The organism is Microbacterium testaceum (assembly GCF_029761935.1).
Taxonomy (GTDB): Bacteria; Actinomycetota; Actinomycetes; order Actinomycetales; family Microbacteriaceae; genus Microbacterium; species Microbacterium testaceum_A.
The window spans coordinates 2,104,003-2,123,255 of record NZ_CP121699.1; the positions used below are offsets into that span (position 1 = coordinate 2,104,003).

General features: G+C 70.7%; 19 protein-coding genes and 1 tRNA gene. 15 read left to right on the plus strand and 5 right to left on the minus strand.

Annotated features, from left to right (window positions below; translation table 11 throughout):
* Window positions 1–85 precede the first annotated feature (85 nt).
* Window positions 86–1,135, minus strand: a complete 1,050-nt coding sequence (locus QBE02_RS10175) for a LacI family DNA-binding transcriptional regulator (RefSeq protein ID WP_279365616.1) — start codon at window positions 1,133–1,135, stop codon at window positions 86–88.
* Between the two features lie 78 nt (window positions 1,136–1,213).
* On the opposite strand from QBE02_RS10175, the gene QBE02_RS10180 reads away from it, so the two are divergent.
* From QBE02_RS10180 to QBE02_RS10200, 5 genes are read left to right on the plus strand one after another with little or no spacing between them, the layout of a single operon-like run.
* Window positions 1,214–2,470 carry an MFS transporter gene (locus QBE02_RS10180; protein WP_279365617.1) on the plus strand — a complete coding sequence of 419 codons (1,257 nt, stop codon included), beginning with the start codon at window positions 1,214–1,216 and terminating at the stop codon, window positions 2,468–2,470.
* Between the two features lie 9 nt (window positions 2,471–2,479).
* A complete protein-coding gene (gene nucS, locus QBE02_RS10185; protein WP_279365618.1) occupies window positions 2,480–3,178 on the plus strand; it encodes an endonuclease NucS in 699 nt (232 codons plus the stop codon).
* 47 nt (window positions 3,179–3,225) lie between these two features.
* On the plus strand, window positions 3,226–3,930 hold the full coding sequence (locus QBE02_RS10190; protein ID WP_144783570.1) for an HAD hydrolase-like protein: 705 nt from the start codon (window positions 3,226–3,228) through the stop codon (window positions 3,928–3,930).
* Window positions 3,923–5,119, plus strand: a complete 1,197-nt coding sequence (locus QBE02_RS10195; RefSeq protein WP_279365619.1) for a hypothetical protein — start codon at window positions 3,923–3,925, stop codon at window positions 5,117–5,119. Before QBE02_RS10190 ends, QBE02_RS10195 begins: the two co-directional genes overlap by 8 nt.
* 60 nt (window positions 5,120–5,179) lie before the next feature.
* Entirely contained in the window at window positions 5,180–7,243 is a 2,064-nt protein-coding gene (locus tag QBE02_RS10200; protein ID WP_279365620.1) for a bifunctional lysylphosphatidylglycerol flippase/synthetase MprF, read from the plus strand.
* A 60-nt stretch (window positions 7,244–7,303) separates the two neighbouring features.
* On the opposite strand, the gene QBE02_RS10205 is transcribed toward QBE02_RS10200, so the two are convergent.
* Window positions 7,304–7,510, minus strand: coding sequence for a cold-shock protein (locus QBE02_RS10205; protein ID WP_056225145.1), 207 nt, complete (start codon window positions 7,508–7,510; stop codon window positions 7,304–7,306).
* Window positions 7,511–7,818: 308 nt separating this feature from the next.
* Between QBE02_RS10205 and QBE02_RS10210 the strand changes: the two genes are divergently transcribed.
* From QBE02_RS10210 to QBE02_RS10225, 4 genes are read left to right on the plus strand one after another with little or no spacing between them, the layout of a single operon-like run.
* Window positions 7,819–8,427, plus strand: coding sequence for a GntR family transcriptional regulator (locus QBE02_RS10210; RefSeq protein ID WP_279365621.1), 609 nt, complete (start codon window positions 7,819–7,821; stop codon window positions 8,425–8,427).
* Between the two features lie 48 nt (window positions 8,428–8,475).
* A complete protein-coding gene (locus QBE02_RS10215) occupies window positions 8,476–8,904 on the plus strand; it encodes a GNAT family N-acetyltransferase (RefSeq protein ID WP_279365622.1) in 429 nt (142 codons plus the stop codon).
* Between the two features lie 4 nt (window positions 8,905–8,908).
* On the plus strand, window positions 8,909–10,213 hold the full coding sequence (locus QBE02_RS10220; protein WP_279365623.1) for a sensor histidine kinase: 1,305 nt from the start codon (window positions 8,909–8,911) through the stop codon (window positions 10,211–10,213).
* A complete protein-coding gene (locus QBE02_RS10225) occupies window positions 10,210–10,887 on the plus strand; it encodes a response regulator transcription factor (protein WP_279365624.1) in 678 nt (225 codons plus the stop codon). Before QBE02_RS10220 ends, QBE02_RS10225 begins: the two co-directional genes overlap by 4 nt.
* 190 nt (window positions 10,888–11,077) lie before the next feature.
* Here the strand turns inward: QBE02_RS10225 and QBE02_RS10230 are convergent, their stop codons facing one another.
* Window positions 11,078–12,076, minus strand: a complete 999-nt coding sequence (locus tag QBE02_RS10230; protein ID WP_279365625.1) for an endonuclease/exonuclease/phosphatase family protein — start codon at window positions 12,074–12,076, stop codon at window positions 11,078–11,080.
* A gap of 83 nt (window positions 12,077–12,159) precedes the next feature.
* A complete protein-coding gene (locus QBE02_RS10235; protein ID WP_279365626.1) occupies window positions 12,160–12,426 on the minus strand; it encodes a GlsB/YeaQ/YmgE family stress response membrane protein in 267 nt (88 codons plus the stop codon).
* Window positions 12,427–12,602: 176 nt separating this feature from the next.
* On the opposite strand from QBE02_RS10235, the gene QBE02_RS10240 reads away from it, so the two are divergent.
* Window positions 12,603–13,526, plus strand: coding sequence for a DUF368 domain-containing protein (locus QBE02_RS10240; RefSeq protein ID WP_279365627.1), 924 nt, complete (start codon window positions 12,603–12,605; stop codon window positions 13,524–13,526).
* 76 nt (window positions 13,527–13,602) lie between these two features.
* Window positions 13,603–15,021, plus strand: coding sequence for a ferredoxin reductase family protein (locus QBE02_RS10245; RefSeq protein WP_279365628.1), 1,419 nt, complete (start codon window positions 13,603–13,605; stop codon window positions 15,019–15,021).
* A 55-nt stretch (window positions 15,022–15,076) separates the two neighbouring features.
* Here QBE02_RS10245 and QBE02_RS10250 read toward each other — a convergent pair.
* Window positions 15,077–15,163: transfer RNA gene (locus QBE02_RS10250), tRNA-Leu, on the minus strand.
* A 152-nt stretch (window positions 15,164–15,315) separates the two neighbouring features.
* Here QBE02_RS10250 and QBE02_RS10255 point away from each other — a divergent pair.
* The 4 genes from QBE02_RS10255 to QBE02_RS10270 are packed head-to-tail and all read left to right on the plus strand — an operon-like array spanning window position 15,316 to window position 19,237.
* On the plus strand, window positions 15,316–16,053 hold the full coding sequence (locus QBE02_RS10255) for an FhaA domain-containing protein (RefSeq protein WP_268102871.1): 738 nt from the start codon (window positions 15,316–15,318) through the stop codon (window positions 16,051–16,053).
* A complete protein-coding gene (locus tag QBE02_RS10260) occupies window positions 16,050–16,589 on the plus strand; it encodes an FHA domain-containing protein FhaB/FipA (protein WP_074694498.1) in 540 nt (179 codons plus the stop codon). The genes QBE02_RS10255 and QBE02_RS10260 overlap by 4 nt, the downstream gene beginning before the upstream one ends.
* Before the next feature lie 9 nt (window positions 16,590–16,598).
* On the plus strand, window positions 16,599–17,837 hold the full coding sequence (locus QBE02_RS10265) for a PP2C family protein-serine/threonine phosphatase (protein ID WP_074694499.1): 1,239 nt from the start codon (window positions 16,599–16,601) through the stop codon (window positions 17,835–17,837).
* Window positions 17,834–19,237, plus strand: coding sequence for an FtsW/RodA/SpoVE family cell cycle protein (locus tag QBE02_RS10270; protein WP_144783604.1), 1,404 nt, complete (start codon window positions 17,834–17,836; stop codon window positions 19,235–19,237). The genes QBE02_RS10265 and QBE02_RS10270 overlap by 4 nt, the downstream gene beginning before the upstream one ends.
* The last annotated feature ends 16 nt before the right edge of the window (window positions 19,238–19,253 follow it).

A 19,253-nucleotide genomic window follows, 5' to 3' on the forward strand; every position in this document is an offset into this window, starting at 1 on the left:
CCTCGGGGTCGACGGGCGGGTGCCCGGGCTCTCGGGGTGTCGTCCCTATTCTATGCGGAGCATGAGAGTCCCAGCACCCGTCGGCTCATGTGATACGCGGCGGAGCAGTCGTGGTCCCCTCGCGGAAGGTGCACCGCAGGTCGAGCCCCGAGGGCGTCTCGTCCTCGAGCATCGCGGCGACCGCCTCACCGGCCGCCCGACCCTTGGCGGTGGCGGGTTGGACGAGCGTGGTCAGCACGTGCGGGGCGAGGCCGTCGACGACCACGCCGTCGAATCCGGTGACGCTCACGTCATCGGGGACGCGGAGCCCCGCCTCTTCGGCCGCACGGATCACCCCGGCCGCGAGCAGATCGCTCTGGGCGATGACGGCGGTCGGGCGGTGGTCGGGATCGGCGAAGATCGCCCGACCGGCGATGGTGCCCTCGTCGATAGAACTGGTGGCGGCGGCCACCGCGGGCGCGTCGGGGAACACCGCGCGGGCTCCGGCCAGACGGTCGGCGGTCACGTCGACGCGAACCTCGGCGTCGTCGGTGATCCAACCGCGGCGACGAGCGGTGTCGGTGGGGAGGGTGACGATGACGACGTCGTGATGGCCGAGCGCCGACAGGTGGCGCGCGGCCGCGCGCTGGGCCTCGGTGTTGTCGAGCAACACCTGCGGCACGCCCTCACCCGCGTCGCCCTCCACGACCACGACCGGGATGCCGCGACCTCGGACGATCTCGAGCGAATCGCGCATGCGCGGGCTGCAGCCGATCAGCACGGCGGCGTCGATGGGGGCGGTGTGCAACGAGGGTTCGCTCACCGTCTCGCCGTCGTCGCGCAGCAGCAGGAGCGCGGCACCCAGGCGCGAGACGCCGTCGGCCAGTCCGTCCATCATGTGGGTGGTCACGGGATCGAGGAACGCGGTCCCGAGGTGCTGGTCGAAGACCACGCCGACGATGCCCGAGCGCCCGCGACGCAGCGAGGCCGCGCGCGGATCCGGTCCGGTGTAGCCCAGGCTCTCGGCGGCGGCCAGCACGCGGGCCCGGGTCGCCGGCGAGGTGGGCGTCTTGCCGCTGAACACCACCGAGGCGGTCGACGCCGAGACGCCGGCCTCACGGGCGACATCGCTGATGGTCGCGCGACGGGTGCTCACGGGCCGATCGTACCCGCCGACCGGGCGCCTTGCCGAATCGATTCGATATGCGTCGAATCGATTCGGTACAGTGTCGACATGCACTCGACGCTCACCCGATCCCAGCTCGTCCGCTGGCACATCGCGATCTGCGCCATCTTCCTCGCGAGCGGGCTCAGCATCTCCACCTGGGCGTCGCGGGTGCCCGCGATCCGCGAATCGCTCGGCATCGAGAACTCCGGCGTCGGGCTCCTGCTGTTGGGCATGGGCGTGGCATCCATCATCGGCCTGTCGATCGCCCCGGCCGTGATGGCGCGCATCGGCGCGCGCCGCGGAATGCTCGTGGCCCTGCTGCTCGTCGGCATCGGGCTCATGATCATCGGCTTCGGGGCGGACTCCCTGCAGCTCTTCGCCGTCGCCCTGGTGGGCCTCGCGCTCTTCGGATTCGGCAACGGCGCCGTCGACGTGATGATGAACGTCGAGGGAGCGGCACTCGAGAAGGCCACCGGGCGCACGATCATGCCCTTGCTGCACGCCTTCTTCAGCTTCGGCACCGTCATCGGAGCGGGCCTCGGCTTCGTCGCGGTGAGCCTCGGCATCCCGGTGATCGCCCACTGCGTCGCGATGGGGGTCGTGATCATCGTCGTCGCCTTCGTGTCGGTCGCGAACGTGCCGCGGGCAGAGGTCGCGATGGACGCCCCCGCCGACGAGGAGCGCGCCCACTGGCGCGAGCGCCTCTCGGTGTCGCTGCAGGCCTGGCGCGAGCCGCGCACCTACACGCTCGGCGTCATCATGCTGGGCATGGCCTTCGCCGAGGGCAGCGCGAACGACTGGCTCCCCTCCGCGGTGGTCTACGGCCACGGCGCGCCCGAAGAGGCGGGGCCGGCGGTTCTGGCGGTGTTCTCCGTCGCCATGACGGTCGGCCGCATCGCGGGCGGTCCCGTCGTCGATCGCCTCGGTCGCGTGCTCGTCCTGCGGGTGCTCGCCGGCACCGCCGCCGCCGGCCTGCTGCTGTTCATCCTGGCTCCGTACGGCCCGCTCGTCTTCGTGGGCGCCGCCCTGTGGGGTCTCGGCGCCTCGCTCGGCTTCCCGATCGGCATGTCCGCCGCTGCCGACGACCCCACCAAGGCCGCCTCCCGCGTGGCCGCGGCCGCCACCATCGGCTACGTCGCCTTCCTCTGCGGTCCCCCGATCCTCGGATGGATCGGCGACCACATCGGCCTGCTGAACACCCTGCTCATCGTGGTCGGCCTGATCGTGGCATCCGGACTCTTCTCCGGCGCGGCCAAGCCGCTGGTCGCCTCCGAGAAGGCGGAGGCCGAGCCCGCGCGACGCGACGCGGCGGGGCGCAATTAGGCTGAGCGGGTGCGTCTCGTCATCGCCCGTTGCTCCGTCGATTACACCGGCCGCCTCAACGCGCATCTCCCCCTCGCCACCCGCCTGCTCGTCCACAAGAACGACGGCAGCCTGCTGGTGCACTCCGACGGCGGCTCGTACAAGCCGCTGAACTGGATGAGCCCGCCGTGCTCGCTCACCCTCGAGCAGCCCGACGAGGTCGACGTCGAAGACGGCGTGATCGAGCGGTGGCGCGTCACCCACGCGAAAACCGGTGATGCGCTTCTCGTGCGCATCCACGAGGTCATCCACGACACCGCCCACGACCTCGGCGTCGACCCGGGCCTGATCAAGGACGGCGTCGAGGCCGACCTGCAGCGGCTGCTGGCCGAACAGGTCTCGGTCGTCGGCGAAAACCTCACCCTCGTGCGCCGCGAGTACCCCACCGCCATCGGCCCCGTCGACCTGCTGCTGCGCAACGACGACGGCACGGGAACGGTGGCGATCGAGGTCAAGCGTCGCGGCGACATCGACGGCGTCGAGCAGCTCACGCGCTACCTCGAACTCCTCAACCGCGACCCCCTGCTGGCGCCGGTCACGGGCGTCTACGCCGCGCAGGAGATCAAGCCGCAGGCCCGCGTCCTCGCCACCGATCGCGGCATCCGGTGCCTGGTCCTCGACTACGACGAGATGAAGGGCGTGCAGTCGGGCGCCCCGCGCCTGTTCTGACCGCGCCGGATCGAGCCGGGCGGATGCCGCGCCGGTAGCGTGGACGCATGTCTGCACGCTCTCCCTTCTCCTGCGTCCTGTGGGACGTCGACGGAACCCTCGTCGACGCATCGGAGGGCATCCTCCGCCGGTTGACCATCACGCTGGAGCACTTCGGGCGGACGCCCCCGGTGCGCGGAGAGCTGTCGCGCTGGATCGGTCCGCCGATGTACGAGTCGTTCCAGGTGAACGTGGGCATGACACCCGAGCAGGCGACCGAGGCCGTCACGTTCTACCGCGGGCTGAACAAGAGCGAGGGCTACACGGTCAGCGCGCGCCTGTACCCGGGTGTCGGCGAACTGGTGCACGAGCTGCACGCGGCGGGCATCCCGCAGTCGACGGCGAGCTCGAAGCCCGAGGTGCAGGTCGTCGCCCTCATGGACCACTTCGGTCTCGCCCCCTCCCTCGAGGCCATGGTCGGCGCCACCCTCGACGAGCGCACCCTGAGCACCAAGGCCGACGTCGTCCGCGAAGCGCTGCGTCGCCTCGAGGCCGCCGGGGCCGACACCTCGCGCCCCATCCTCATCGGCGATCGACACCACGACGTCGAGGGAGGGGCGGATGCCGGGGTGCCGGTGATCTTCGTGCGCTGGGGCTTCAGCTGGCCCCACGAGGCGGACGGCGCTCAGGCCGCCGTCGACGACGTCGACCAGCTGCGCGCCCTTCTGCTGATCGACGACTCGTCGGAATCGGACGCCCCCGCCGGTGTCTGAGCTCGAGGGGGTGATCCCCGCGGCGGTCGCCCTCCTCGTGGCGGCCCTGGCCGTCGCGGTGATCGTGATCGCCGTGCGGTTCTCTCGTCGCTCCCCGCGGGCGCGCGCGACGGCTGCCCGGGCCGTGACCGCAGCGGGCGAGGCGCTCCTGCGTCTGGATGACGCCGTGGCCCGGCTCGACGTGGCCTTCCGCGCCGTCGATGCGATGGATGCCGCGGACGAGCCGGCCGATCTCCGCCGAGCCCGCGCGGCGGCCGTCCGGGCGCGCGACCGCGGATTCGCCGACCTCTCGCGGCTCGAGGCCGACACGGGCGTCGCGGCCCGGCGCGCCGACGACGCGCGCAGACTGCGCGCCGGGTTCGACCATCAGATCCGACGAGTCGAGCGCACTCGGGAGCAGCTGCAGGAGTGGGCGCGGGCGCACCGTACCCCGGCCGACCTCCTTGAGCTCACCCGCCGTCGACGCGACGAGCTGATCGAGACGACGGGCGACCCCGAGCCCTTGGTGGCCGCTCTGCGCGACCGCTTCACGCGCGAAGACCGAGACGATGCCGAGACGGCCGCGCGGGCGGCATCCGACGCCCTCCACGAGGTCGACGACGCCCTCGAGCGCGCGGCATCCGAGCCCGATGGGGGCCACCTCGTCGCGGGCACCGCCGCGCTCCTGCGCGCCGAACGGCAGCTGCGCGCGGTCGAAGACGCGCATCGCATCGCCCTGCAGGCGGCCGAGAACGCGGACGCCGAACTCGTTGCCGCGCGGGCAGAGATCGAGGCGGCGACCGCGTCGGCATCCCGCCGCCCGACCGAAGCGGCACCCGACGCCCTCGACCGTCTGCGCGCCGCGGCGCGGGACCTCGACCTGGCCGCCGCGGAGGCCGTCCGTCGGCCGCGGTGGGCGATCGCGACCGTCGCCCGGGTCCGCGAGACGCGCGACGACGCCCTCGGCGACGCGATGAGCCCCCGCGAGCGTCTCGAGGCCGCTCGTGCCGCCCTCCCCGGCACCCTCGCGTGCGCGCGCGCCGCTCTGGCCGCCGCCGAGGCCCGCGGGTCCACTGCCGCGATCGGCGAACGCCTGCGCCTCGAGGACGCGCGTCGGCAGCTGGCCGCGGCTCGGGCGGCGACCGATGCGGAGCAGGCCCTCGCCCACGCGCGTGCCGGGTGGCACGCCGTCTCCGATCCCGTGGCCTGAGCCGCCGCCCGCCGCACCCGCTCCTCACGGGCGGAACGACCGTGCCCTATCGTGAGCGGCATGGCGGAGAACTCGACGTTCCGACGGGCGACGCACTTCGCGCGCCGACTACCGGCCACGCTCGTCCTGGTCGGCATCCTCGTGGTCGTCGGTGTCGCCACCGGCGCCCTCTGGAGCCCGTTCGCGACCTCTGACGCCTTCGCCTCGCTCGCCTACGGTCTTCCCGCCCTCGAGGCCGGTCGCTGGTGGACGCCGGTCACCGGCACGTTCGTGGTCGGGGCGCCCTGGCTGTACCTCGTCGGCATCCCGACGCTCGTGGGAATGGGCTTCCTCGAGGTGCGCCGCGGCACCCGCGTCGCCGCCGCGTACTTCACCGTGGGACAGCTCTTCTCGATCTTCGCCGCGTCGCTGCTCCTCTGGGTGGCGGCCTTCCTGCCGTGGCCGTGGGCTCAGCAGCAGGCCATAGCCCTCGACGTCGGTCCGTCCGGCGGCGTCTTCGCGTGTCTCGCCGCGGCTCTCGCGCTGCTCCCCTCGCCGTGGCGGCTGCGCGGCTGGACGGTCCTGATCGCTGGTCTGGCCCTCACCTTCCTCTACTACGGCTCGCTCCCCGACCTCGAGCGCGTCCTCGCCGTCGCCCTCGTGCTCGGTGTGGACCGGTCGTTGCGACCCCAGCGCGTGAGCGTCCGCGAGCAGCGCCTGATCGCTTTCGTGGTGCTGTGCGCCCTCGGCGCGTTCGAGATCCTCGGGTACGTCGCCCCGATGACCGGTCCGTTCGGCTCGTCGGCGGCGACCTCGGGCTCGTGGATCGACGTCGCCGTCAACACGCTCGTCGTGCTCGTGGTGGCAACCGCCCTGCGCCGCGGCCGCCGCTGGGCGTGGGTCGTCGTGATGCTCTACAGCGCCCTGAACCTCCTGCTCGTGGTCCTCCTCTTCGCCGTCCTGCTCCTGGTGGGCCTCACCGGGATCGAAGCGGACCTGGACGCCGATTTCACCAGCGTGCTGGCCTCGTCGGCGCTGTGGCTCGTGGCATCCGTGTACTTCTTCCTCGTGCGGGCCGCGTTCCGCGCCCGGCCGCGCGCGGCGCTCGGGGAAACGCCTGCGCCGACCGTGGAGGACGTGAAGAAGGAGCTGCACGTGAGCGGCGGGGGCACTCTGTCGTGGATGACGACGTGGGACGGCATGTCGTACGCCCGGTTCGGCCGCGGAATCGTGGCCTACCAGCGACGCTCCGGGGTGGCCCTGGCGCTCGGGGATCCGCTCGGCCCTCCGTCCTCCCGCGATCGGACCGTCCGCTCGTTCATCGACGCCGCCGAGGCCGCGGGTCTCGCGCCGTGCTTTTTCAGCGCCGGAGACACGACGGCCGACGCCGTCCCGGGCGACTGGCGGCGCATCGTGGTCGCCGACGACACCGTGGTCGATCTTCCGGGATTGCAGTTCACCGGAAAGGCGTGGGGCGCGGTGCGGACCTCGCTCAACCGCGGCGAGCGCGAGGGCATGACCTTCCGCCTGTCGAGACTCTCGGACGAGACCTGGGGCGTGCGCCAGCAGCTTCGCGCGATCTCCGAGAGCTGGGTGGGCGACAAGGGGCTGCCCGAGATGGGCTTCACCCTGGGCACGCTGCAGGAGGCGGCCGATCCCGAGGTGCGCCTCGCGTTGGCGGTGTCACCGCAGGGCGACGTCGACGGTTTCCTGTCGTGGCTCCCGATCTACGGCGAGGGCGGGATCCGCGGGTGGACGCTCGACCTGATGCGCCGGCGCGACGGCGGTTTCGGGCCCGTGATGGAGTTCCTGATCGGTGCGTCCGCCCGGCAGTTCTCGGCAGAGGGGGCACAGATCATGTCCCTGTCGGGTGCTCCGCTGGCGCACGAGTACCCCGCGGATGCCGGCGCCATCGCCGACCTACAGGAGCGCATGGCCGCGATGCTCGAGCCTGTCTACGGCTTCGCCTCGCTGCACCGGTTCAAGCAGAAGTTCCACCCGCGCTACGAGACGATGTACCTGCTCTACCGCGACGAGGCGGATCTCACCCGCATCGGCGCCGCCCTCACGCGAGCGTTCCTTCCGCACGCGACGCTGGGCCAGTTCGCCGCTGCGGGGGTCGACCTCGTGCGCCACGAACGCTGAAGGCCCCGGCCGACGCGAAGAACGCGCGACCGGGGCCCGACCGGCCGGAGCCGGAGAAGATCAGAGGGGGCGGATGTTCTCCGCCTGCAGGCCCTTGGGGCCCTGGGCGACCTCGAACTCGACGCGCTGGTTCTCTTCGAGCGAGCGGTAACCGCCCGACTGGATCGCGCTGTAGTGCGCGAAGACGTCCTGGCTGCCGTCATCGGGGGCGATGAAGCCGAAGCCCTTTTCGGAGTTGAACCACTTGACCGTGCCCTGCGTGCTCATTCGTTGTGCCGTTTTCCGCTTGAGCCGGCGCCGAGCGCGCCGGTCTGTGCCTTCACGGTAACGGCCGGACTCTTCTCGCGCACGGGTCCGTGACACAAACGTTGCGCGGCGTCATACGCCGTAAGCCCATACGACGCCCGGGCTGAGCAAGCTCGAAGCCCGGGCGTCGACGGATCCCCCCGGATATGTCACGCGAGGCGTGACGGCGATCACTTTACCGGCGCAGAGGCCCGCGCGCGACACGAAAACGAAGAATCAGCAAGTTCTGTCCATGTGCTGTGGTAACCGAGGGCCGTAAAATCCGGCTGATGGATAGTCGTCGGCGTGCTTCCGCCCTCGTCGACGAGGCCTATAGGGCCCTCGGCGAGGCGATCGTCGACGGTCGGCTCCAGGCGGGTGACCGGCTGCGGGATGTCGAGCTGGCGACGCTCATGGGCATATCCCGCACTCCGGTGCGCGAGGCTCTGCAGAGGCTGGAGCGCATCGGGCTGGTCGAAGTCGCGGCGAACCGGTACACCCGCGTGGCCGCCCTGACCGATCGCGCTCGCAACGACATGCGCGAGTACGCCGCGCACACGATCGCCGCCGTCCTGCACGTGGCCCTGCCCCGCTGCTCCGACGACGAACTCGTCGAAACGGCGCGCATCGTCGACGAGCTGCATTCCGCCGAAAGCTCGCCCGAATACGTGAACGCGATGATGGCCCTGGCTTCGCACCTCGTGGCCATTTCGCGCAATGTCGTCTTCCAGAAGACCTTCGTGCAGATCGATCTCGTGCTGCGTCGCAATCTCGAGGGCTGGATGAGCGTCGACGACGGCACGCGCGACACCCTGTTCCGCCATCTGCACGAGCAGATCGCCCGTCGCGACACGAACGGCGCCACGTGGACCTTCCTCGCCCTGCACGGTTTCGCCTGAGCGCACAAGAGCGGTGGCCCGCTCCCCCGCTCCCGTTAGCGTGACGCCATGCCCCACATCGAGCTGCGAGCCCTTCAGGACGACGACCGGGATGCCGCTTTCCGTGCGGTGTCGGCGAGCACCTCCGCGTGGCCGCGCGCCGCGTTCGACGATCGGGCGGCCTTCGACCGCTGGAGCGACGACGCGAAGGTCGACGCACACGTCATCGTCGAGGACGACGCCGTGGTCGGGCTCGCCGCCGCTCTCGACGTCGACGAGGAGCGCGAGATCCTGCTCGCGATCTCGCCCTCGGCGCACGACGACGCCCCGACCGAAGCGCTGCGCCTGCTCACGTCGCACGAGGCCGAGCGGCCCCTCTACGCGTGCGTCTCCGTCGACGATCGGCCCTCGCACGCGGTCCTGGCCCGCATCGGTTTCGTCGAGCACGAGCGCGACGGCGACGACGTGGTCTACGTGTTGCCGCCGACGTTAGAGTGACGCGGTGCCGACGAGTGATGAAGAACCGACCCCCCGCACGGCGGATGCCGAGGGCTTCACCCGCATCCTGAGCCGGCCGCGCGTCATGACGGCGTTCGTCGTCATCGTGTTCGTCGTCACCGTCGTCCAGTCCCTGTCGGATCCCCTCGCGACGATCCTGCAGGGCGACGTGGTCTGGGAGGACCGCATCCCCTTCGGCGTGGTCATCGCCCTGGTGATCGCCGGGTGCGCCGCGCAGAGCGCGTTCCTCCTGCTGTCTCCCCGTTTCCCGGTCGTCGCCGCCCTGGGCACGGCCGCGTGTTACCTCGCCCTCGTCGCCGGCCTCGACATCCCGCGGTGGTTGGGGGCCCTCCCCCTGGTGGTGGGGATCGCCGTCTTCCTCCTCGCCGCACAGCGGCGCGCGGCCGTCGCGGTCCTCTGGACGATCGTGGTGGTCGGCGCCGCCGTCGGCATCCTGGCCCTGTGGTCGACCTCCACCGGGGCGCCGGCGGCCGTCGCGTGGAGCTTCGTCCTCAGCGCGGGGCTCGCGTTCGGCGCACCGGTGGCGGGCGCCGCAGCGCTCGGCATCTGGTGGGCGAGGCGCATGTCCGGACTGCGGCGTGCGCGCGCGGAGCTCGCCGCAGCCGCCGCCGAGCACGAAGCCGGGCTCGAACGCGCGAGAACGCGGGAGCGCGCCCGCATCGCCCAGGAGCTGCACGACGTCGCCGGACAACACCTCGCCGGCCTGCTGTCTCTGGCCGACGCGGCCGTCGACATCGACGGCCTGGACGCCGCCCAGGCCGCGACCCTCATCGCCGAGATGCGCGCCGAGGGACGCTTCGCGTCGGCCAGCCTCTACGCGGCCCTGCGCGACCTGCGCGCCGAGAGCGATGCGCGCGCCGAGCCGACCCTCGACCTCCGCTCGCTCGACGAGCTGCTCGACTACTGGTCGTCACGCGGGATGGACATCGTCGTCCGCGTTCACGCCGGGGTCGACGACCTGCCCGCGATGGTCTCCACCACCGCCTACCGCGTGGTGCAGGAGGCGCTGACGAACGCGTGCAAGCACGCCCCCGGCGCTCGCGTGTCGGTCGACGTGCGCGTGGCGCCGACGTCGATCCGTGTGGCCGTCGGCAACGAGCCCGGGCGAGCGGCCGTGGCATCCGATCTTCCGACCGGGCTCGGATGGGGACTTGCGGGTATGGCGGAGCGCGTCGACCTGCTGCACGGCACTCTCACCGCCGGTCCCGTCTCGACGGGCGGCTGGGCTGTGATCATGGAGGCCCCGCTCAGCGCCTCGGAGGCCTCGACCCGCGTTCTGACGCCGTGACCGCGCCCGGCGCCGACATCCGCGTGCTGATCGTCGACGACAACCGCACGGTGCGCCGGGGGATCCGGCTCCGCCTCGAGAACGCGACGGGCATCCGCGTGGCCGGAGAGGCCGCGAACGGTCGCGACGCGGTGGTCCTCGCGCATGCCGAGCGCGCGGACGTCGTCCTCATGGACCTGCACATGCCCGGCATGAACGGGATCGAAGCCACGCGCCTGATCACGGCGGACGAGCAGGGCGGATGCCGTGTCATCCTGCTGACGAGCGAGGTCTCGGACGCGTTCGTCGTCGACGCCATCGAAGCCGGCGCCAGCGGATATCTGCTGAAGGGTCACGACAGCGACCAGTTGCTGCCGGTCATCCGCGGGGCGGCCGCGGGAACGGCCACGATCTCGCCTCGCGTCGCACCGAGGTTGATCCGCGAGCTCCGCGACGCGCGCAGCACCCCCGCCGAGCCCGAGCAGGTGGCCCTGTTGACCGGGGCGGAGCGTCGGGTCGTGGGGCTGCTCAGCAGCGGGGTCACCTCGACCGAGGACATCGCGAAGCGACTGAGCGTGTCGGTGAACACCGTGCGCAGCCAGACCGCGTCGGCGCTGCGGAAGCTCGACCTCGACGACCGCACGCAGCTCGCGCTGTGGGGAGCGCGCAACGGGCTCCCGCGCACCGGGGCGTAGTCCGATCGGATGAAATCGCCGGCCGAGGTGCCGCGCGGCCCCGCGGACCCGGCTGGCCCGCGCACGCGGGGGGCGCGCGCCGGGGCCAGACTGCTTGCACGGCGTGAGCAGGCTCCGCCGCCGCGTCCGCGCGGGGTCGGGGTATTGGGGGCGGCCCCGCGCGGCAAGCGCCCGTGCCTGCCCGGAGCGGTCAGCCGCGGCTGAGCGTCGCGACGATGGGGCGGTGGTCGCTGCCCGCGTCGTCGAAGTCGGTGAGCACGGCGAAGCCGTTCACGCGCCACGCGGAGCCGACCAGCACGTGGTCGATCGGCGACGCCAGCCCCACCGGCAGCCGGACGGGCCAGGTTCCCGCTGCTGCCGAGCCCGCGGCGGCGGCCGCGTCGCGGCATCCGCCGACAGTCCCTCCGTCGACGCCGAGACCTTCGAAGTGATCGACCGTGGAGTTGAGGTCGCCCGCGACGATGACCTCGCTCTCGGCGCAGCGTCCGGCGATCCACTCGAGCCCGAGTTCCCAGCGGTCGGTGACGCCCGGGAGCGGCGGCATGGGGTGCGCAGCCACGAGGACCGGTCCTGAGCCGTCGACCGGTCTCCACGCGCCGCTCGGCAGGCCCACGGTCGAACCGACCCCGGTGTCGAGTGCGTAGTCGCCGAGTTCGCGCGAGATGAGGATCGACGTCGGGATGGTCTCGCCGTCCGGCGCGGCCACCACGGTGTCGTGGCTCATCGAGATGCCTTCTTGATCCAGGATGCCGACGACCTCGGCCGCCGCGATCGCATCGGTCTCGGGAAGGCTGACGACGTCGGCCCCGGTCTCACGCACCATCCGGGCGATCGTCTCGGGAGAGACCGATCCTCCGTACGTGTTCCAGGCGGCGATCGTGAGCTCACCCGGCTGCACGGCAGCTCCCCCTCCGCGGATCAGCAGCACGGCGCCGTTGCCCACGGATGCCGCGGCGAGCGCGATCGCGAGAGCCGCGGCCACTCCCCATCGCCGGCGCCACACGGCCGCACCGGCGACCAGTATCGCGAGAACCCCGAATCCGAGGGCCAGCAGCGCACGGAGCGAGATCGCATTCGCGATGAGGGGAAGACGATGGATGCCGACACCTTGCGGCCACACCACGAGGAACGCCGCCACCGATCCCCCCGCGAGAACGAGGAGGAAACGGAGGCGGCGGTGTTTCGGCATCCTGCCCAGTAAAGCGGGTGGACGACCGGAGACAGCGAAAGGCCCGGGGCGCGGTCCAATCGCCCCGGGCCTTTCCTCGTCGATCAGCGCGCGGCGCGACGACCCACGATGAGGCCGTAGATCAGCAGAACGATGACCGAACCACCGATGGCGAGGAGCCAGGTGCGGAGTTCGAAGAAACCGCCGAGGTCAACACCGAAGATCGCGGTTCCCAGGAATCCGCCGAGCAGAGCGCCGACGACGCCGAGCACCAGCGTGATGAGCCAGCCGCCACCCTGCTTTCCGGGGAGGATCAGCTTGGCGATAGCGCCGGCGATGAGGCCGAGGAGAAGAAATCCGAAGAATCCCATGATGTGTTCCTTTCGCGAGTGTGAACCGATGCCCGCTCGAGGCGGGACTCTCGTTGCATCCAGCTTCCTCTCAGGAACGACATTTGCGGGGTGGGTTGCATAAGCCGCTCATTTCTGGTGCGATCACGCGTCCGCGCGAATCGCATTCCCGAGCGGTCTCGCATAGCGTTGTCCGAATGGCCGACACCCTTGCCGACCGACGTTCACCTCTGCGCCCCCTGGGAAACCTCGTCCGCGGCACGCTGATCGGGGCGGTGGAAGTCGTCCCCGGGGTCAGCGGCGGCACGGTCGCCCTCATCGTCGGGGTGTACGCGACGTTGATCGACGCGGCCAGCCACATCGTGCGCGGGCTCGTCGCGAGCGCCGACGTCGTGCGCGGTCGAGGCATGACACGAACCGCCGCGCACTTCCGGGCCGTGCGCTGGAGTGTCGTCGCGCCAGTGCTGCTCGGAATGGTGGTCGCCGTCGTCGTGGGGGCCCGGGTCCTGGCGCCGCTGGTGTCCGCGTATCCGACCGAGACGAGAGCCGTGTTCGGCGGGATGATCGCGGCATCCCTCCTCATCCCCGTCCGTATGCTCGGCCGAGGCTGGACGTGGCGTCTCGGTCTCATCGCGCTCGTCGCGAGCGCCGCGGCGTTCGCCCTGACCGGTCTGCCGACGGTCACCGTCGCGGAGCCGCCGCTGGTGATCGTCGCCCTCGCGGCCTCGGTCGCGGTGTGCGCCCTCGTCCTGCCCGGCCTGTCGGGCGCTTTCCTTCTGCTGGTGTTCGGCCTCTACGAGACCACACTCGTGGCCCTCAATGAACGCGACCTGCCGTACATCGCGGCCTTCGTCCTGGGCGCCGTCGTGGGCCTCAGCCTCTTCGTCAACCTGCTTCGCGTGATGCTGCGCCGGTACCACGCCCTCATGCTCGCGCTGATGACCGGGCTCATGTTGGGCTCGCTCCGCGCGCTCTGGCCCTGGCAGGACGAGTTCGGTCAGGCGTCCGCTCCGGGCGCCGACGCCGGTGCGATCGCCCTTCTCGCGGCGGCCGGGGCGGCGGTCGTTCTTTTTGTCGTGGCGCTGCAGGCGGGGGTGGCGCGCGGTCGTCGCGCGACCTGACGAGCCGGGTCCCGCCCGGGCGGGGGTGCGAAACTGGGAGAGGCCCGCTCCACGTCTGCGGGTTGAAGGGCATCCCGTGAGCAGCACGATCCGATCGAACGGCCCCTCGCCGTCCGGGCGCGAGGCGACCGCGCAACGGGATCGCGTTCGTTCCCTCCGCCGACGAGAACGGGCCGAGGTCGTCCTGGTCGCGGCCTGCTGGGTCTCGGTGATCGTCGCGGTGATGCTGTTCCTGACGTCGGGGCGACCGGCTCAGATCACCGACCTCGCCAGCGCAGTCACCGCCGCAGGGATTGTGACGGGCCTCGTCGGCTCCGACTTCCTGCTGCTGATGCTCGTGCTCGCCGCGCGAATCCCGTGGGTGGATCGCACATTCGGCCAGGACGCTGCGATCCGGCTTCACCGGCGCCTCGGCAAACCCGCGGTGTATCTCATCCTGAGTCACGGCGCCCTGATCATCGTCGGATACTCCCTGCGAGACGGTCTGTCACTCTGGCACCAGACACTGTCGTTGTTCTCCGGCGCCGACATGCTGCTCGCGTGGCTGGGTACGGGTCTGCTGGTCGTCGTCGTCGTGACCTCTCTCGTCGTCGTGCGTCGCCGTCTCGCCCATGAGGTGTGGCACGCGATCCATCTGCTCAGTTACGTCGCTGTTCTCGTCGCCATTCCGCATCAGCTCTCGGCGGGGCAGGTGCTCTCCGGCAGCACACCGCAGACCTTCTACTGGATCTGTCTCTACGTCCTGGCATTCGGATCGATCGCGTGGTTCCGCTTCGCCGCGCCGCTGCTCGCCACCGACGAACACCAGCTCCGCGTGACCGCTGTCGAGCCGCTGAGCCCCGGTGTGTTCTCGATCCACCTCTCGGGCCGCGACCTGTCGCGCCTCGGTGTGCGCGGGGGCCAGTACGCGATCTGGCGGTTCTGGAGTCGCCGCACCTGGTGGCACGCGCACCCGATCTCGTTCTCCGCGGTGCCGACCGACACGGAGGCCCGCCTCACTGTGCGCGCACTCGGTGCGGGAACGGAGCGTCTTGCGCGGCTGAAGGCCGGAACGAAGGTGTCGTTCGCGGGCCCCTACGGAATATTCACGGATGCCGCGCGCACCGCCCCGCGCCTCGCCGTCGTCGCGGCCGGGATCGGCATCACGCCCGCGCGGGCGCTGCTCGAGGACACCGACCTGGCACGGGGCGAGGCGACCGTCGTCCTGCGTGCCACCGATCGATCGCAGGTCTTCCTGTGGGACGAGACGGAGAGGCTGGTGGAGCAGAGCGGCGGCGCGGTCGTCGAGATGATCGGCCGGCGTCCCTCCGGGCAGTCGTCCTGGATGTCGGCGGATGCCGTCACCCGAGGAGCTTCGATCGTCGCCGTCCTGCCGGACCTGCTGGACTCGGATCTCTTCGTCTGCGGTCCCGGCGACTGGGCCGACCTGGTCGTCGGCGAGGCGAGAGCCGCTGGCCTCCCCGAGCGTCGGATCCACGTCGAGAAGTTCGTGTGACGACTGCTTTCCGCAATGAGAAAGACCCCCGGACGAACCCGGGGGTCTTTCTCATTGGTGCGCGAGGGGGGACTTGAACCCCCACGCCCTTGCGGGCACTGGCACCTGAAGCCAGCGCGTCTACCTATTCCGCCACTCGCGCGTTGCGTGACACAGGATGCCACGCGACCAACTTCCCGAGAATATCACGGCCGCGACCGCGTCACGAAACGCGGCTCCGAAGCCCGCGTCCATGACCTCCCCAGCCGCGCTGACTACGATGTGCCTACTGGTCTGCCTGCCTGAAGGAGTCTCGTGGGGCTACTCGACAGTTTCGAGAAGGGTCTCGAACGCGCCGTCAACGGTGCGTTCGCGAAGACCTTCCGCAGTGGCATCCAGCCGGTGGAGATCGCGTCCGCTCTGCGCAGCGAACTCGACAAGAAAGCCGTGGTCGTCACGCGTGAGCGCATCCTCGCGCCGAACACGTTCGCGGTGCGCCTCTCGCCCGCCGACGACGAGAAGATGAGCGCGCTGGGCTCGACCCTGGTGTCCGAGCTCGACACCCTGGTCAAGAAGCACGCCCGTACGCAGGGCTACTCCTTCGCCGGTCCGGTCGCGATCACGATCGAACGCGACGGGTCGCTGTCGACAGGCACGCTCCGTGTCGACTCGCAGACCACCGAGGGGCAGGTCGCGTGGCGCGGGGTCGTCGACATCGACGGCACTCGTCACCCTCTGACCGCTGCCCGCACCGTGATCGGCCGCGGCAGCGACGCCGACATCACCATCCCCGACGCCGGCACGAGCCGCAAGCACGTCGAGATCCTGTGGGACGGCGAGCGCGCGATGGTCCGCGACCTCGGTTCGACCAACGGCACCACCCTCAACGGCCGCAAGGTCTCGGAGGCCGCTCTTCCGCCCGATTCGACGATCTCGATCGGCCGCACCAATATCGTGTTCCGTGTGGTCGCCCAGGCGCAGCCGCCGCGACGCCCTTCGGCGTCCGACGCCACGAGCATCTTCGACGTCCGGGAACGGGGACCCCTCTCATGAGTCAGCTGACTCTCCTTCTTCTTCAGGGCGGCTTCCTCGTCCTGCTGTGGTTTTTCGTGTTCGGTGTCGTCTATTCGCTGCGCGCCGACCTGTTCGGCGTCAAGGTGCGCAAGCTCCCCGAGCCCACGGCATCCCCCGCTCCGGCGGCAGCCGCCCCCACGTCATCGCCTGACGCCGTGACCACGCAGGTCAAGCGCCCCGCCCCTCCGGCCCCGGCGCCCGCGGGGGGTCTGGCGACCACGTCCGCCGTCTCGCGCATCGTCATCACGAGCGGTCCCAAGGCCGGCCTCGAGCTGCCCCTGGGCACCGAGCCGCTGACGATCGGTCGCTCCAGCGAGTCGGGTCTGGTCATCCGCGATGACTACACCTCGAGCCACCACGCCCGACTCGTCCTCTGGGGCGAGCAGTGGATGCTGCAGGACCTCGACTCCACGAACGGCACCTCGCACGACGGCGTCCGCGTCGCTGCACCGGTTCAGGTCAAGGTGGGGGCTCCGATCAAGGTCGGCGCGACGACGTTCGAGTTGAGGAAGTAGCCCTCCTCCATGGTCTTCCAGGGCTCGAGCGCCGCCATCTCCCACACGGGCAAGGTGCGCTCCAACAACCAGGACTCCGGCTACGCCGGGTCCAACCTCTTCGTGGTCGCCGACGGCATGGGCGGCCACGCGGGCGGTGACGTCGCCTCGAGCCTGGCGATCCGCCGCCTCACCGAGCTCGATCAGCCCTTCGGCTCCCCCGCCCAGGCCGAGCACGCCATCCGAGACTCCCTCGCCGACACGGCGGCGGAGCTCATCGACACCGTGGCCCGCCGCCCCGAGCTGGCCGGCATGGGAACGACGGTGAGCGCTCTCGTCATGGTCGACGACTACGCCGTCATCGGCCACATCGGCGACTCGCGCATCTACCTGTACCGCGACGACACCCTCACGCAGATCACCGCCGACCACACGTTCGTCCAGCGTCTGGTCGACTCGGGTCGCATCACGCCCGAAGAGGCCCGGTACCACCCGCGGCGCTCGGTGCTCATGCGAGTACTCGGCGACATGGATCCCGACCCCGAGGTCGACAGCTTCATCATGCCGACGCAGGACGGCGACCGCTGGCTGCTGTGCTCCGACGGCCTCTCGGGCGTCGTCGACGACGCCCACACCGCCAAGACGCTGGCCCTCGGCATGCCCCCGGCGCGCACGGCCGACGCTCTGCTCAAGCAGGCGCTCGACGGCGGCGCTCCCGACAACGTGACGGTCGTGCTCGTCGACGTCGGCGGCCAGCACCCGGTCTTCATCGGAACCCCCACGATCGTCGGCTCCGCGTCCACCCCCAGCGGCGTCGTCGTGCCCGCCGCCCGTCCCAGCCGGTCGGGGTGGCTGCACCACGCCCGCCAGGTCGCGAACGAGCCCACCCACTTCGAGCCGGCGGCCGAGTTCCTCGAGGAGCTCATCGAAGAAGACCGTCGCCGCGCCCGCCGCCGCCGCTTCGGCTGGCTCGCCGCGCTGATTCTGGTGCTGGCCGGCATCGGCGTCGGCCTGTTCGCCGGCTACAACTGGACGCAGACGCTCTACTACGTCGGCGCCGACAGCGACTCGGTCGTGATCTACCGCGGCATCCAGCAGTCCATCGGTCCGATCTCGCTCTCGACGGTCTACCAGGACACGAACATCCCCCTGTCCGAGCTGTCCGATTTCGATCGGCAGACCGTCCAGGCCACCATCTCCGCGCCGTCGTTGAACGACGCGGAGAAGATCGTCGAACGCCTGCGTCCCGCGGCGGAGGGAAGCGGATGACCGACCAGAAGCTCACCCGATCGGGCGACGCCGTGTCCACCGACACGGCCGTGATGCGCGCGCTCAAGAAGATCCGCGTCCCCGCCAAGCAGCGCAACCGCGAGCTCGGCCTGCTCCTGTTCGCGATCGCCGTCTACGGCGGCGCCATCGTCCTCGTGCAGCTCGGCGTGAACAACACCGTCGAAGCCGGTTACCTCTCGGTCGCCGCAATCCCGGCGGTCCTCGCGCTGATCATGCACGTGGTGCTGCGCCTGCGCGCCCGCGATGCCGACCCGTTCGTGCTTCCCATCGCCACCGTCCTCACGGGCCTGGGCATCGCGATGATCTATCGCATCGACCTCGCTGACAAGGCGAGCGGATGGGATGCCACGGGCAACCGCCAGATCGCCTGGGCGGCCATCGCGATGGTCGCAGCCCTCGCCGTGCTGATCTTCGTGCGCAATTACCGGGTGCTCTTCCGCTACACGTACCTGTTCGGCCTCGTCGGCATCCTGCTGCTCCTGCTGCCCTTCGTCCCGGGCCTTGGAACCGACCAGAACGCCGACGTGTGGGTGTCGCTGGGCTTCGTGTCGTTCCAGCCCGGTGAGCTCGCCAAGATCTGTCTGGCGATCTTCTTCGCCGGCTATCTGGTCCGCACCCGAGAGAGCCTCACCTCGACCGGCACGCGGTTCCTGTTCATGACGTGGCCGCGCGCCCGTGAACTCGGCCCGGTGCTGATCATCTGGCTCGTCTCGCTCGGCATCATCGTGCTGCAGCGCGACCTCGGCACGGGCCTGCTGATCTTCGGCATGTTCGTCGCGATGCTCTACGTCGCCACCGGCAAGACGAGCTGGGTGCTCATCGGCCTGGTGCTGGTCGCGAGCGGTGCCTTCTTGGCATCCCGGGTCCTCCCCTACGTCAACGGGCGCTTCGCCAACTGGCTGAGCGCCTTCGACCCCGAGGTGATCAACCGCGACGGCGGCAGCTACCAGCTCGTGCAGGGCATCTTCGGCCTCGCGCACGGCGGCCTCTTCGGCACCGGTCTCGGTCAGGGACGGCCGTACATCACCCCGCTATCGCAGAGCGACTACATCGTGCCGAGCCTCGGCGAAGAGCTCGGTCTGGTGGGCCTGTTCGCGATCCTCGCGCTCTACATGGTCTTCACCAGCCGTGGCATCCGCATCGGTCTCGCGGGGCAGGACGACTTCGGCAAGCTGCTCGCGACGGGCTTCTCGTTCACGATCGCCCTGCAGGTGTTCATCATGGTCGGCGGCGTCACCCGCGTGATCCCGCTGACCGGCCTCACCACCCCGTTCCTCGCGGCCGGTGGATCGTCGCTCATCGCGAACTGGATCATCGTCGCGTTCCTGCTGCGGATCTCCGACGCGGTGCGCAGCCGCCCCCGGGTGGTGATCGGCTGATGACCCGCCCGTTCGC